The 14,350-nt window shown below is 70.1% G+C and carries 11 protein-coding genes and 1 tRNA gene; 6 read left to right on the top strand and 6 right to left on the bottom strand.

Annotated features, from left to right (window positions below; all coding sequences use genetic code 11):
• On the bottom strand, positions 1-243 hold a 243-nt coding region (locus IEZ03_RS37970), incomplete at its 3' end, for an SDR family NAD(P)-dependent oxidoreductase (protein ID WP_229808336.1).
• A gap of 108 nt (positions 244-351) precedes the next feature.
• Between IEZ03_RS37970 and IEZ03_RS16760 the strand changes: the two genes are divergently transcribed.
• Positions 352-945, top strand: coding sequence for a TetR/AcrR family transcriptional regulator (locus IEZ03_RS16760; RefSeq protein ID WP_132049570.1), 594 nt, complete (start codon positions 352-354; stop codon positions 943-945).
• Positions 946-1,009: 64 nt separating this feature from the next.
• The gene (sthA, locus tag IEZ03_RS16755) at positions 1,010-2,413 is read left to right on the top strand and encodes a Si-specific NAD(P)(+) transhydrogenase (protein ID WP_184883484.1); all 1,404 of its coding nucleotides are present in this window, start codon (positions 1,010-1,012) and stop codon (positions 2,411-2,413) included.
• A gap of 1 nt (position 2,414) precedes the next feature.
• Here the strand turns inward: sthA and IEZ03_RS16750 are convergent, their stop codons facing one another.
• Positions 2,415-2,828, bottom strand: coding sequence for an SsgA family sporulation/cell division regulator (locus IEZ03_RS16750; RefSeq protein ID WP_132049566.1), 414 nt, complete (start codon positions 2,826-2,828; stop codon positions 2,415-2,417).
• Between the two features lie 276 nt (positions 2,829-3,104).
• On the opposite strand from IEZ03_RS16750, the gene IEZ03_RS16745 reads away from it, so the two are divergent.
• Positions 3,105-3,530 (top strand): TIGR02611 family protein, encoded by a 426-nt coding sequence (locus IEZ03_RS16745; RefSeq protein ID WP_229808335.1) that lies wholly within the window; start codon positions 3,105-3,107, stop codon positions 3,528-3,530.
• Between the two features lie 68 nt (positions 3,531-3,598).
• Positions 3,599-3,670 (top strand) — tRNA-Val (locus tag IEZ03_RS16740).
• A 187-nt stretch (positions 3,671-3,857) separates the two neighbouring features.
• Here the strand turns inward: IEZ03_RS16740 and IEZ03_RS16735 are convergent.
• The 4 genes from IEZ03_RS16735 to IEZ03_RS16720 form a co-directional block, all read right to left on the bottom strand.
• Complete coding sequence (locus IEZ03_RS16735) at positions 3,858-5,279, bottom strand: tyrosine-type recombinase/integrase (RefSeq protein ID WP_184883486.1); 1,422 nt, start codon at positions 5,277-5,279, stop codon at positions 3,858-3,860.
• A 28-nt stretch (positions 5,280-5,307) separates the two neighbouring features.
• Entirely contained in the window at positions 5,308-5,559 is a 252-nt protein-coding gene (locus IEZ03_RS16730; protein WP_184883488.1) for a helix-turn-helix domain-containing protein, read from the bottom strand.
• A 2,231-nt stretch (positions 5,560-7,790) separates the two neighbouring features.
• Positions 7,791-8,621 (bottom strand): hypothetical protein, encoded by an 831-nt coding sequence (locus IEZ03_RS16725; RefSeq protein ID WP_131979178.1) that lies wholly within the window; start codon positions 8,619-8,621, stop codon positions 7,791-7,793.
• Between the two features lie 99 nt (positions 8,622-8,720).
• A complete protein-coding gene (locus IEZ03_RS16720) occupies positions 8,721-9,119 on the bottom strand; it encodes a NucA/NucB deoxyribonuclease domain-containing protein (RefSeq protein WP_131979175.1) in 399 nt (132 codons plus the stop codon).
• Positions 9,120-9,191: 72 nt separating this feature from the next.
• On the opposite strand from IEZ03_RS16720, the gene IEZ03_RS16715 reads away from it, so the two are divergent.
• On the top strand, positions 9,192-9,701 hold the full coding sequence (locus IEZ03_RS16715; protein WP_189241209.1) for a hypothetical protein: 510 nt from the start codon (positions 9,192-9,194) through the stop codon (positions 9,699-9,701).
• A gap of 170 nt (positions 9,702-9,871) precedes the next feature.
• Complete coding sequence (gene pglW, locus IEZ03_RS16710; protein ID WP_184883491.1) at positions 9,872-14,299, top strand: BREX system serine/threonine kinase PglW; 4,428 nt, start codon at positions 9,872-9,874, stop codon at positions 14,297-14,299.
• Positions 14,300-14,350 lie beyond the last annotated feature (51 nt).

Genomic DNA, 14,350 nt, shown 5'->3' with positions numbered 1-14,350 from the left:
GGGGTCGGCGGCGTCCGCGGCGATCGCCAGACCGCGGCCGCCCGCCGCCTCGACGCCGCGGACGACCTCGGCGGCCCGGTCCGCGGCCCGCACGTAGGTGACGGCCACGTCGGCGCCGTCCCGGGCGAGCGTCAGCGCGATCTCCGCGCCGATGCCGCGCCCGCCGCCGGTGACCAGCGCGGCGCGGCCCGTGAGCGCGCCGCGGTCCGCGGCGGGCGCGCCCGCCGTCGATTGAAGCGTCATCCCGACTCCCAGTTAACCGGAGAATTTTCCACTTATGTCGGAGATTATCCGGAGAGTGCTCCGGATACAACTCCGATAGGCTGGGCTGCCGTGCCGAGAGGGGGCGGGATGCGGGAACTGCCGGTCGCGGGCCGTCCCCCGGCCGAGCGCGCCGACGCCGCGCACAACCGCCGCCGCATCCTGCGCGCCGCCGCCGAGATGATCGCCGCCCGCGGCCCCGAGGCCGTCACGATGGACGAGGTCGCCCGCGCCGCCGGCGTGGGCGTCGGCACCGTCTACCGGCGGTTCGGCGACCGGGCCCGGCTCGTCTACGCCGTGATCGACGACCGCGAGCGCGAGTTCCAGAGCGCCTTCATCAAGGGCCCGCCGCCGCTCGGCCCCGGCGCCGACCCCCGCGACCGCCTCCGCGCCTTCCTGCGCGCCCTCGCCGACCGCACCGAGGAGCAGGCGGACCTGCTGCTGATGGCCGAGTCCGACCCGCCCGAGGCCCGCTTCAGGGACGGCTCGTACCGGCTCTACCACCGGCACGTGGCGATGCTCCTCGGCCAGATCCGCCCGGACGCCGACACCGCCTACCTCGCCGACGCCCTCCTCGCGCCCCTCGCGGCGAACCTGTTCCTCCACCAGCGGCGCACGCGCGGCATGGGGCTCGACCGCGTCAAGGCCGGCCTGGAGACGCTCGCCGAGGGGCTGACCCGCTGATCAAACGGGGATTTATCCCTGCAAGGCCTTATCTGGACGGTGCCGGTCCCGTCAGACTGGGCTCGTGAACGACTTCGATCTCCTCGTCCTCGGCTCGGGCCCCGGCGGGCAGCGCGCGGCGATCGCCGCCGCCAAGCTGGGCCGCAAGGTCGCCATCGCCGACCGCCGCGACATGCTCGGCGGCGTCTGCATCAACACCGGGACGATCCCGTCCAAGACGCTCCGCGAGGCCGTCCTCTACCTGACCGGCCTGAACCAGCGCGAGCTGTACGGCCAGAGCTACCGGGTCAAGGACGACATCACGGTCGCCGACCTCGGCATGCGGACCCAGCACGTCATCGGCCGCGAGATCGACACCGTCCGCAGCCAGCTCGCCCGCAACCGCGTCACGGTGCTGCCCGGCCGCGGCCGGTTCCTGGAGCCGAACACCGTCGGGATCACCAGCGCCGGCGACCGCGAGCACAAGGTCACCGCGGAACGCGTCGTGATCGCCACCGGCACCCGGCCGGCCCGCCCCGACACCGTCGACTTCGACGACCGGACGATCATCGACTCCGACGGCATCATCAACATGGACCGCATCCCCGAGACGATGGTCGTCGTCGGCGCCGGCGTCATCGGCATCGAGTACGCCTCGATGTTCGCCGCCCTCGGCACCAAGGTCACCGTCGTGGAGCGCCGGGAGCGCATGCTCGACTTCTGCGACCTGGAGATCGTGGAGGCCCTGAAGTACCACCTGCGCGACCTGGCCGTCACGTTCCGGTTCCGGGAGAGCGTCGCGTCCGTCGAGCGGATGCCCAAGGGCACGATCACCGTCCTGGAGAGCGGCAAGCGCATCCCCGCCGACACCGTCATGTACTCCGCCGGCAGGCACGGCATGACCGACGACCTGTGCCTGGACGCCGCCGGCCTGTCCGCCGACCACCGCGGGCGCATCAAGGTGGACGCCGACTTCCGCACCGAGGTCCCGCACATCTACGCCGTCGGCGACGTGATCGGCTTCCCGTCCCTCGCCGCGACGTCCATGGAGCAGGGCCGCCTCGCCGCCCACCACGCCTGCGGCGAGCCCGTATCGGCGATGCACGAGACCCAGCCCATCGGCATCTACACGATCCCCGAGATCAGCTTCGTGGGCCTCACCGAGGACGCGCTCACCGAGGCCAAGATCCCCTTCGAGGTGGGCGTCTCCCGCTACCGCGAACTCGCCCGCGGCCAGATCATCGGCGACTCCTACGGGATGCTGAAACTCCTCGTCTCACCCGACGACCGCCGCCTCCTGGGCGTCCACGTCTTCGGCACGGGCGCCACGGAGCTCGTCCACATCGGGCAGACGGTCATGGGCTGCGGCGGCACCGTCGACTACCTGGTCAACGCGGTCTTCAACTACCCCACCCTGGCCGAGTCCTACAAGGTCGCCGCCCTGGACGCGACGAACAAGATGCGCCACATCGCGCGGCTGACCGAGTGACCTACGACGGCCAGAGCAGGTTCTCCAGCTCGGCGTCGATGTCGATGAACTCGGTCTCCTCACCCGCGGGCACCGCCTGGTAGGTCCGGTGCAGGAAGTCCGCGAGCGCCGGCAGCGGCACCTCGAACAACGCGTCCCCGAACGGGGACGAGAGCGCGATGTGGAGCGTGCCGTCGTCGGCGCCGGGCCAGACCTCCACGTCGCCCTCCCCGACCCTGCGCACGATGCCGACCGTCAGGAGCTCCCGAGCGAAGATCCACTCCACCGGCTCGTCATCGCCCACGTAGAACGCCATGCGGATCGCGTACGGGTCGTCGGCCGCGTACTCCAGCCCGGCGAGCAGGGGCACGGTCGTGCGGTCGGGGACGACGAGACGAAGGCCCAGCTCTGCTGAGACGGTGGTGCTGCTGTTCATGGCCATTCCCTCTAACGTCGGTCCCGCTGCCTCGCGGGGAGGCCGGTGGTGCTTCTCCCTGTACCCGGACATCCCCGCGATCTATGACGCCTAACTGCCTGATCTCGGCCGAACATTCCTGCGTCCCCGGCGAGTGTGATCCATCTCACCGTAGCAAAACGGCCGTCTGACCTGCGCAAAAGCGGATCTTTCCCGCACGGTGCCACCGTCACGTGGGAGGATCGGCACGGTAATCTAACGTCCCGGGCGGCCGATCCACTGGCTTGGGGTAAAACCGTGACGATCAAACAGGAAAAAGAAGCCCGTCCGGAGGCGCGGGGGCGTCACCACAGGTTCCGCGAGCGGATCCGGCGCAACCCCCTCCTGAACACCGCCTGGCGCGCGGGCGTCTTCACCATCGGCTCCGCCGTCCTCATCGGCGGCCTGATCATGATGGTCACCCCCGGCCCCGGCCTCGTCGGCATCGTCGTCGGCCTGGCGATCCTCTCCACCGAGTTCGCCTGGGCCCAGCGCGCCCTCCACCGCGCCAAGGCCGCCGCCGACCGCGCAAAGGAACAGGCCTTCGACCCCCGCCGGCGCCGCCGCAACCTCATCCTCGGCACGGTGACCACCATCCTCGTGGCCGCCGCCGCGACCGCCTACCTCGCCATCTACGGCCTCAAGGTCCCCTGGCACATAGAGGACCCAGCCTTCTGGACCTGACCGCGACGATGCACGCGCAACCCCCAACATGCGCTAGAGTTTCCGACGTCGGGCCCCCGGGCCCGCCCGGGCGATTAGCTCAGTGGGAGAGCGCTTCGTTCACACCGAAGAGGTCACTGGTTCGAACCCAGTATCGCCCACCCTTACTACACAGGCCCTCCCGCACATCGGCGGCTGGGCCTGAGTGATCAACTGGGAGGATTCTGGGAGATCATCTCCCTCCCACCCGAACGAGGTCACCGGAGGCCTCCCGGTCACTGTCACAGTCCGTAGTCGCGGAAACGGGGATGGACGGCGACCACCCACCCCCGTATCGATGCTTCCGTTCTAAGCGCTGGCGAGGTGCCCGCGGGCAGTGCCCTTCGCCTGGGCGGCCTCCAGCAGCCGGTTCAGTAATGGCACCGGCGAGGCGGCTCCGAAGCGGAGCCGCTGTGCCAGCGATTGCTCCCACCGCCGCTGGAGCTTGGCCTTGAGTTCGTCCCGCATACCGTCGGAGATGTGGGAGTACACGCCCCGGATGCCCGGGACCGTATGCCCGAGCCGCTCGGCTTGAAGCACTTCCGGAATGCCGTCTTCGAGCATCCAGGTCTTGTGGCTGTGCCGCAGCCCGTGCGGGGTGAGCCCTTCGACCAGCGGCAGCCAGACCGCGGGTGAGGCGTCCTCGTCCACAACGCGGATTCCCTTACCGCGAGGCGGGACGAATGGCTGCCCGGCCACGGCGTCGGGCCAGGGTGGGATCGGCACCCCAGGCCATCCGGTCGCTTCGACCAGGATGCGCTTGCCGGCCTGCCGGGTTCCGCCGGGGTAGCGTCCGTCGCCCGCCGGCTGGAAGATGCGGCGGGCGTAGTTGGACCGCCGATGGTGCCCGCCGTCGGGGCTGAGGAACAGGAACTGCCCGCGACCCCCGCACTCAGGCGTCCGCCCTTGGCAGGCGCAGCGGCCCCGTGTCCGCGTGCTCTGGTCGGACACCAGGGCCGCCAGGAAAGGCGGCAGGTCCACCGGCCGGTGCGAGTCGTCCTTGGGCGGCACCATCTCCAGCCGCCCGGCCAACTCACGCAACTGCCAGTCGATCTGGATGCGGTCCAGTCGGCACGCGGGCCGCTCCAGCCCGTGAACCTCGCCCCAACGCATGCCGGTGTAGGCGGCGAGGACGATCAGGACGAAGTCGTCATCGCGTCCCGATAGCAACGCGCACCGCTCGGCGAGCAGCAGTGCCTGCAGGGATGTAGCCCACACTTTCTCCGGCCCGCGCACCGCGATGGTCCGCCGGGTTCGCTTACGTCCGCGCCCCCGCCGCTTCACCGCGACGTTGGACGCGACCATGCCCCGTTCTTTGGCATCGCCCAGGATCGTGCCCAGCAGTGATCGGGCGTCGGCCGCCGTGCGGTGGGAGAACCCGTTGGTGCGGGTGCGCTTCTCCCAGGCGACGACCTCCTCGGGACTGGTGAAGGTGCTGACCGGCCGGTTCCCGAAGGCGGGGACGATGTGGTGGTCGATCAGGTACCGGTACTTGGCTTCGGTGGTGGCCTCCAGGTCCTGCCCGGCCCACCACAGCTCGACCCAGTCGGCCAATAACGCCGCTCCGTCACGGGGATCGTTCCACCTATGTCGCCGGATACCGGCTTCCTGTTCTTCTCCCCAGTGCAGGGCTGCCTGCTTGGTGTCGAAGCCCGACTGCGACGCGGTGCTCCCGTCCGGCCGCACGTACCGGACCCGCCACTTGTTGCCGCGCTTTTCGGCATACGCCATGACACACTCCTTCTCGGTAATCGGGGGCTCAGGCCTGGCCGCGCCGCCGCTGGACGATCGGCCGCTTGGCACCGGCCGCGATGATCGCGTCGATGTCCTGCTCGCTGAACCGCAGGTGCTTGCCGATGAACGTGCACGGGACGGCCCGCGCGCTGGCCTTCTTCCTCAGCCAGGATTCCCGGACCTGCAGCATGGCCGCCGCCTCGGCGGGCGTGTACAGCCGGACGTTTTCGGCTCTGCGCTCACTACGACGTGGGACCCGGTCGTTCCGCAAGGGCATACCTCGCCTCGTCAACGTGCCGCCGGACGCGCCGCCATGCAGGCTCGCCCGTGCAGCTCTCTTCGTGGGCCGGACAGCGCCCTTTCGCGAGAGTTTGACGACCTTGCCCAGGACTTTACACAGAGAGTAGTTGGAACGCTACTGTCGAGCGCGTGTCGGTTGATCAACGTCAGCCACGCGCCGACCGTTCAGCGTCGCCCTGTTCGGGCGCAGGTCCGCATGCTGATGAGATCCAATGCGAAACCGCCCCCATGCGATGGACGGACCGCCCAGGAGGCCGTCGCCGCCCGGCTTGCCGTGGGCTGAGGCGGCGCGGGGGGCAAGTAATGGCGTAAGTGACATTTACGGGTTTCGGACCGAGCGCGGTCCGAAGTTGCGTCCGCAGGTCCACTGGTCAGGCGATGAAAGATCAGGTGACGCTGAAGGGGCGTGAAGGCTCAGGTCTGGGGGCTCGTGGGCGGATCTCTTGGGGCAGGACGTCGAGGGCCAACGGGATCCGGGTGTCGCCGCCGAGATCATGGAGCGGTTTGGTCGGCTCCGGCTGCTGTCCGCGGGTGCGCTTGCTTCCGCTGGTTCGCCGTAGTGCCCCCGACGACCATAGCCACATCAGTGCCCTCCACCTTCACGACGAAGCCCGAAATGTTGCGAAGCAATGCCTCCGGTACATGTGCCGCCTTCCGCCTCAAGGATCGGTACGGCTACGGCGGACGGCCTCGGCGGACCGGACGGCGGCATGGCGAACCTGCTGCGCCGACATCCGAGAGGCCACATGCATCTGGCACCGACGTGGCCGGAAAGGCGGGACAACTCTGCGCTACGTCCGCTATCTGGACGGTCCGCGCCGGTGCGGACGGACGCGTGCAGTCATGTGGACGGCCGTCCGCCGAGCGGCGGACGGCGCCGTCCAACAAGGGTGCTCCCTGGGCGTACACGGCGACGAGGAACAAGGACTCTCCCGGGCACGAGACGAGGGCTGGGCTGCCCCTGGTGGAGGAGGTCGCCTACGGACCCGAGTCGCCTGCGGGGCGGATTGGAACCGCTCGTGGGCCGGAAGCCAGGCTGGGATCGCGACACTGCCCGCCAAAGGCAATCCTCGCCACCGGCTGCTGCATCGGGTACTACGACCCCCGGTTCTGGATCGCGGTCGATCCGGTCACTGACCGCGACCGCATCATTGCTGCGACGAAAATCCTTAGGTTTTCCATTTCTTGCTCTGCGCCAGCACGCAGAGCAAGCCGTATCTGGCTCTACAGCCCACCGCAGGCCAACTACGCGCTCCTCCAGGGGGCAGTGCGGGTGCACTCGGCGGATGGGCTGCGCCGTTGATGACGTCCGCCAGCACCAAGAACAACTTCGCCGGATCCCCCGCCGAACAACGACTTGAAAGCGTTCTACGCCGACACCCGGCTCGCCACCCCGATTGCCCTGTACGGCCCGCCGGGCACGGCTGATCGGCCGGCGCACTTCCTCACCAACACCACCGTTGGCAGCCCGGTCGAATCCGCGTTCGCCATCAAGGAGCTGCAGGACGGGCATTCGGCGCGTGTCGGCGCGCTCACGCTGACCAGCCGGGCGGTATCGCACGGCATGTCAGCCTTCGCATTGCGCGTTGAGGTCGGGGGCAGGTCCCTGGTGTACTCAGGGGAGACCGCCCCCGACCGGCGCTGGCGAGCCTGGCCGAGGGGTGCGACGTGCTGCTGGGCGAGGCAGACAGCGCCGAAATTCCGACTACGGGGAGCAGGTCCACCACACGCCGGAGAAAACCGGTGACACCCCGCGCGGCCCAGGCGAGCCGCTTGATCGTCACCCACATCGGACGCTCCCTCACCTCCTCGGCAGGCGATGACAACTGCCTCGATCCGCTTCGACGGTCCCACCGGCTACGCCGCTCCAGGCAAGACCTTCCGGGTCGGCTGAGCGATCACGGCGGGCGAGCGGGCGCAAATGATTTCCGCGCCGGTCATCGCGAGGCTCCGCAGCGTCATATGTCTGGACGAATTGCGGTGCATGGGCGGTCATAAAGCCTGTCGATAACCATGACCGGACAGTGATATGCCGGGCCCACGGTTGAATCCACACACTGATCCTGCCCATCGGGGACGGCATTCCAATTCAGCAGATGGGAGCTCCTAGTGCGAAGCGCATGGCGACGCTACCGTTGCCGTCATAATGATCGCGCTGTCCAGCCTTGCCGGCATACCCGGGCATGCCGATACTGCGGGAACCCGGGCCTAATGGCCCGGCTTGTGCACGGTGGGCGGCGCGGTGTGGTCCGGCCACATCTGCAGCAAATGGTCTTCTGCGGTGCGGCCGGAGGGTTTCAGGCTCAGCCGCATGCGATAGGTGACGTGCGGCCACACATCGGTCGTCAGGTCCCACAATACCGTCCCCTCCTGGCCCGGAACGGCCAGAACGAGTTCGGGGTAGAGAAGACTGGTCCAGTGATGGGTGATCTCGGCGATCGACTCCCATGCGGCACGGTCGAGGTCGGGTGCTACGGGTAGGACCTGGACTTCGAGGTTCACCTCGTCGGCACGCACTTGCACCATGACCCCTCTGCCGCGACCGAACGTGCTGATGCTCGGAGCAGCGGAGTCGTCGGGGGCTGGCGCGGAACCCGCCCAGCTGTAGCGGCCGCGACGCCCAGGCTGAAAGAGGAGATACGCGGGGATGTCCTCGAGAACGAGAGAAAGCCGCTTAGCGGCTTGTTGTCCGGAACGGCTGGGCAGGTACTCTTCAACCTGAGCAAGCACGGTGTCGCGGGTCTGGATGAAGGAGTCGGCAAGGTCGGTTTCATCGTTACGGAGACACTTGAGGATGGACTTGTCGAGGATCGCGATGGCGAGGTCCCACTGCTGAGCAGTTAAGGCGACCTCGAACTGGTCGCTCTCGTCAGAACGTTGTGATCTGATGGCCTGGCTGATCGCCATGCAATCGTCGGTGATGTTGCGAGGGTCTCCTGTTCTAGCCGCCAGTACGGCCTCTTCCGAACTCTCCATACCGATATTATCGGCCTGGGATATGGTCAGGATCGCAGTCCAAAGCTGTTCGGGGATAGGCATTCAAGAATCCTTCCTAAAACGCGCCAAGACGGTCAGGGAACCAAAGAGAACAAGTTCCCTGACCGTCGCACTTACCGCCAAAGGCGGGGGCGCAGCACATCAGTACGTGCTGCATTGTTTGACCGGCGGCGGATTCGTCGGCGCTCCCGTCACCCACACCCAGAAGGGGTCGCCATGGATGACAGGTGACCCATCGTCTTTGTCGGCCTGCAGGATGCGTTGAGGCATAAAGAACGTGGTGTTCATGTGGTTGCCTTGGTTGGTGTTCTGGTCTAGTGGGACGAATGCACAGGAGAACCGCGGATTGCTACTGCCGCCCTGCTCGGTGGAGGCGTAGGGGTACTCGTCACAAGACAACCCTAGCGCGGACGCCTTACTTCTGATCGTGCTGGTGCAGATAGAGGCGCGGTTCTCGCCGGCTAGGTAATTGGCCTCGCGGGTCAGTGGGTTGCCGTACTGGATGTTTCCGTAATGGTATACGGGATCTCCGACGGTCATTCCGTACAGCGCATTTCTGGCGACCTCGGCGTAGTCGCCATTGTAATCGATATTGTAGATCGGGATGGCGGAATGCCCCAGATAGTGGACGCAGCCGCCGCTGCCGGCGAGGTAGCTCTCACTGTCGCAGCGGGGCACTTCTGGTGTGAACTCCTCGCACAGACCGCCGATGCCCTGAGGGAGTACGGAGATCAGTACGACCGGGCACAGCAAGCGGTCGTAAGCGCGCTCACCGGCCTGGCCGAGAAGCGTCCGGACGGCTGGACCGTCCTGCTCCAGGAGGCTGACGTGATCAAACGGGCGGTAGAGCTGGTCTTCGAGTACCTGCCGTCCCTTGCAACCGGGGGTCTCCTCACCGCTGACGCGTCTTCCCTGGTCTGGCCTGTTCGCCTCCTGGCCGTGCTGATGTGCAGGGAACCGCGCCGTCACCCGGCCGTCCTCGAATACTGCGTCAAACCGATCACCGAGCACGGGCCGGCGGAGATCCGCGAGCACGTCAAGGACCGGCTCCGGGAGGCGTTCCCGCCTCACTGGCCCCCGCCGTCCACAGGGAGCGTGATGGCGGTGCCCTTCGCGGGCTGACGTGGCCCAGGGAGACGCATGGGGCCGCGTACCGGTTGACGGAGGGTCGGTGGCCGCTTCCTGACACGGATCTGGGTTGCAAAGCGACCCGGTGGAGGGGTGGGGCGTCGGTAGGATCTAGGCCCGTCTTGGGCGTGGCGGGCTTGGGCGATACGGGGAACGGAGAGGTGATGGCGGGGTCCTCCAGGCCGGTTCCGAGGCCGCCGAGGCCCGTCCAGCGGTGGTTCCAGGAGCGGCCCTCCGACTACGCCTGGGAGCAGGAGGGGCTCGACCACGTCAAGGCGCTGATGCCGAACGTGGAGCCGTACCGGGCGTGGGCGCTGTTCTCGTTCGTCGCCCCGTCGGGCCGGGTGCACGAGTGCGACCTGTTCGTGGCGGCGCCCGGCGGGCTGTACCTCGTCGAGCTGAAGGGCCATCCGGGACGTGTCGCCAACAACGGGGCGACGTGGAGGTTCCAGGGCCCCGACCGGCCGAGGACGCTCCGCAACCCGCTCCCGCTGACCGACTGGAAGTCCAAGGAACTGAAGGAGCGGCTGATCTGGGCCGCCAAGGACCTTGGGTTCTTCAGCGTCCGGGTCCCGCGGATCGAGCCCGCGGTGTTCCTGTCCGCCCCCGACCTCGTGTCGGAGCTGGACGAGGTCCAGCGGACGCGGGTGTACGGCCGCGACGACCGGGAGACGGGCCTCGCCCGCATCTGGACCGACCTGCTGGGTCGCCCGCCGGAACGGGAGCACCGGAGGGTCGCCGAGGACTTCTCCAAGCGGCTGCCGCAGATGCTGGACCGGATCGGCATCACCCACTCCACGGCGCATCTGCGGTTCGGGGACGAGTGGCGCATGCAGCCGAGCGTGCTGGAGGCCGGGCCGAGGTGGGAGGACCGGCTGGCCGAGCGGCACGACATGGTGCACGAGGAGGGCCGCGTCCGGATCTACCTGGTGAACCGGCAGGCGACCGACGAGGCGCGCCGGACGGTCGACCGGGCGGCGCGCCGCGAGTACCAGGTGCTGCAGGGCATCAACCATCCGGGCATCGCGCAGGCCGTGCAGATCCGCGAGCACCAGGGCGGCTCGGCGATCCTGTTCCGCCACGACCACCGCGACCTGCGCCTGGACTCCTATCTGGACGTGCACGGGGCGTCGCTGACGCCGGAGACGCGGCTGGCGCTGGTCCGGCAGCTCGCCGAGGCGGTTCGGTACGCGCACAACCGGTCGCTGTACCACCGGGCGCTGTCGGCGCGGTCGGTGTACGTGTCGGCGCGGGACGACGGGTCCCGCCCGGTGCTGCGCATCATCGACTGGCAGACGGCGGCGCGCGACTTCGACACCGCCACCCCGATGACGATCGGCCAGTCCACCCTGGACGCCGAGCTCGTCGACGAGGCGGCACTGGTCTACCTGGCGCCCGAGTTCGACCAGCCCTACCCCGACCCGGTGGACCTGGACGTATTCGGCGTCGGCGCCATCGCATACCTGATCCTCACTGGGCGGCCGCCTGCCCCCGACCGCGCCACCCTGATCGATTCGCTCCGCGACGCGGGCGGGCTGCATCCGTACGCGGTCGCGGACGGTCTCGGCGACCGGCTCGACCGCCTCGTCTTCGAGGCCACGCAGGGCGTCCCGGCGAACCGGCTGGAGTCGGCGGACCGGTTCCTGGAGGAGCTGGACGCCGCCGAGCAGGACGCCGCGGTCCCCGAGGACGCCCTTACCGGCGGCTGGGAGGGGACCGACCCGCTGACCGCGATGCCGGGCCAGATCGTGGACGGCGACCCCGAGGGGCTGTGGCGCGCCGAGCGGGTCCTCGGCTCCGGCGCGACGTCACGGGCGCTGCTGGTGCGCCGCGACACCGACGACGAGGACGGCGCCCAGAACGGTCACGGCCAGGCCCCGGAGCGGGTCCTCAAGGTGGCCCTGGACGAGGCGAAGGCGGGCCGGCTGGCAGCGGAGGCGGAGGCCCTCGCCAAGGTCGGCGGCGGCGCGATCGTCCGGCTGCTGGGCGGCCCCCGGCAGCTCGCCGGACGCACCGTCCTGGACCTGGAGTTCGCCGGTGACCGCACCCTCGCCGCCGTCCTGCACGACGACGGCAAGCTCACCTACCACCAGCTCGAACGCTTCGGCCGGGATCTGTTCCGCGCGCTGGACCAGCTCGTCGCCAAGGGGGTGCGGCACCGCGACCTGAAGCCGGAGAACTTCGGGGTGCTGCGGCGCGCGGACCGCACGTGGGAGCTGAAGCTGCTCGACTTCTCCCTCACCGACGTGTCGGACCGCGACCCGACGGCGGGCACCCGCGGCTACCTCGACCCGTTCCTCGGCACGCCGAGCCGCCCGGACTTCGACGACCACGCCGAGCGGTACGCGGCGGCGGTGACGCTGCACGAGATGGCGTCGGGGGAGCGGCCGAGGTGGGGCGACGAGCGCTCCGACCCCCGCACGGGCGACGACCCCTACCCGTACTTGTCGGCGGAGCTGTTCGAGCCCGCGTTGCGCGACGGGCTCACCGCGTTCTTCCGGCGCGCCCTGCACCGGGACGTGTCGGAGCGGTTCGACACGTTCGCGCAGATGGAGGCCGCCTGGCAGGACGTCTTCCGCAGGGCGGATGCGACGGCCCCGGCGACGACGCAGGAGACCCTCGCCGGCGGCGACGTCGAGCCGGGGCTCGGGCCGGAGGAGCTGAAGGCCGCCCGGGACATCGCGGCGGACGCGGCGACCACCGAGACCCCGCTGATCGCGGCGGGGCTGTCGCCGCGCGCGGTGGCGGTCGCGGCGGGCTTCAACGCCACGACGGTCGGGCAGCTCCTGGACGTCCCGCAGTACCAGATCGCCAAGGCGCGCGGCGCGGGCGCGATCGCGAAGAAGGAGCTGAACCGGCGGCACCGGCAATGGACCGCCGCGCTGCGCCCGCACTCCCGTCCGGGGCGGGAACCGGGGGACGAGGCGGTCGCCGGCCCGTCGGCCGCGGCACCGGCGGGGGAGCAGCGCGCCGGGACGCGCGTGGACGACCTCGCGGCGATGCTCGTCCCCGCCGACGAGCGCCGCGGCTCCCGCAAGGGGGAGACGTTGCGGCTGCTGCTCGGCCTCCCCGGCGCGGACGGTTCCGTCCCGGACGAGCCGTGGCCGACGCAGAGCACCGTCGCGAAGGCGGCGGGCATCACGCAGGCGACGGTGTCGCGGCACCACAAGGAGGCCATCGAGCGGTGGGCGGCGGCCGAGCGGCTGGCGCCCGTCCGCGACGAGGTGGTGAACCTGGTGCGCAACCTCGGCGGCATCGCGACTGCCGCCGAGCTGGCGGACCTGCTGCGCGTCCGGCACGGTGCGGCCGACGCGCCGCCGGAGGTGACCGCGGCCCGGTCGCTGGCCGTCGTCCGCGCCGCCGTGGAGGCGGAGGCGTTCACCGGCGGGGACGGCGACGACGGCCGCGAACCCCGCCTGGACCGGGTCCGGCGGGGGCGGCATGTCCTGGTCGCGCTGGAGTCGCTGCCGGGCACCGAGGACCCGACGCCCGCCGAGCTGTCCGACTACACCGCCGTGCTCGGCGCCCGCGCGGACGAGCTGGCGGGGCAGGACCCGCTGCCCGGCGGCGCCGAGGTGATCCGGGCCCTGCGCGACGTCGAGCCGCCGGACGGCATGGCGCCGCTGTCGGACACCCGCCTGGTCCGCCTCGCCTCCGGTGTCGCCGAGGACGCGCTGGCCTCCCCGACGCTCCAGCTCTACCCGCGCGGCCTGGACCTGGCGCGGGCGCTGCGGCTGTCGCAGGCCGGCGCGGGCGTCCGCCACCCGCAGGGCGTCGCGCTGCGCGACCTGATGACGAAGGTCAGCGCCCGGTTCCCCGACCTGGACGCCTACACGCCCCCGCCCACGTATGTGGACGTTGAGGACGCGCTGGCGGAGGCGGGGTTCCCGCTGGTGTACGACCAGACCGCCGAGCGGTTCTTCCCTCCGGCGCCGGTCAGGCCCCGGACACCGTCCAGCAGCACCACCGCGACCCGCCTCGGCGCCGGGCTCGGCGCCCCCGGCGAGGGTCCGGCCGACATCGCGGACGCCAGGCTCGCCGAGGCCGCCCGCCAGGGCGGGTTCCTCGCGCTGACGGTGCACCTGAAGCGGGCCGCGGGCGTCGCGGACGCGATCGCCGCCGCGTACCCGGTCGTGGCGGTGAACTTCGCGGACGTGTTCCTCGCCGAGTTCCGCGCGCTGGCCGAGGAGCACGGCGCCGACTGGGGGCAGGTGCTCCGCGCGGACGAGCGTTTCACCCGCACCGGACAGGTGCCGGGCGGGCTCCGCTCGTTCGTCGTCCGCGTCCTGGACCGCACCGGGCAGCGGCTCCTCGACCGCGCCGCCCCGCCCCGCACGGTGCTGTTCGTCCACAACGCGGGCCTGCTCGCCCGGTACTTCGACATCGGCGGGCACGACCTGCTGACGGGCCTGCAGAACGCGGCGCGCCGCGCGTCGGACGTCCCGCACGGCCTGTGGCTGCTGTGCCCGTCGGAGGCGCCGCGCACCACCCCGAACCTCGACGGCCGGACGGTCGAGGCGATCGGCACCAACGAATGGACCGTTCTGGACAAGGCTTTTGTCGCCCGCCTGCGCGGCGGCCAGGCCGCTTGACCGGCCGACAGCACGACCCGTACACAAGACCGCACGACCGAGCGAGGGGAC

The sequence above is a fragment of the Actinomadura livida genome (assembly GCF_014648675.1).
Classification (GTDB): domain Bacteria; phylum Actinomycetota; class Actinomycetes; order Streptosporangiales; family Streptosporangiaceae; genus Spirillospora; species Spirillospora livida.
Note: the sequence above shows the minus strand (reverse complement) of the source record. Positions and strands in the feature narration are given on the sequence as shown.

Coding starts and splice junctions, on each gene's coding strand:
- IEZ03_RS16730 (WP_184883488.1), bottom strand. CDS start 5,559: ATGCCCTTGCGGAACGACCGGGTCCCACGTCGTAGTGAGCGCAGAGCC.
- IEZ03_RS16725 (WP_131979178.1), bottom strand. CDS start 8,621: ATGCCTATCCCCGAACAGCTTTGGACTGCGATCCTGACCATATCCCAG.
- IEZ03_RS16760 (WP_132049570.1), top strand. CDS start 352: ATGCGGGAACTGCCGGTCGCGGGCCGTCCCCCGGCCGAGCGCGCCGAC.
- IEZ03_RS16735 (WP_184883486.1), bottom strand. CDS start 5,279: ATGGCGTATGCCGAAAAGCGCGGCAACAAGTGGCGGGTCCGGTACGTG.
- IEZ03_RS16750 (WP_132049566.1), bottom strand. CDS start 2,828: ATGAACAGCAGCACCACCGTCTCAGCAGAGCTGGGCCTTCGTCTCGTC.
- IEZ03_RS16715 (WP_189241209.1), top strand. CDS start 9,192: ATGCCCCAGATAGTGGACGCAGCCGCCGCTGCCGGCGAGGTAGCTCTC.
- pglW (WP_184883491.1), top strand. CDS start 9,872: ATGGCGGGGTCCTCCAGGCCGGTTCCGAGGCCGCCGAGGCCCGTCCAG.
- IEZ03_RS16720 (WP_131979175.1), bottom strand. CDS start 9,119: ATGACCGTCGGAGATCCCGTATACCATTACGGAAACATCCAGTACGGC.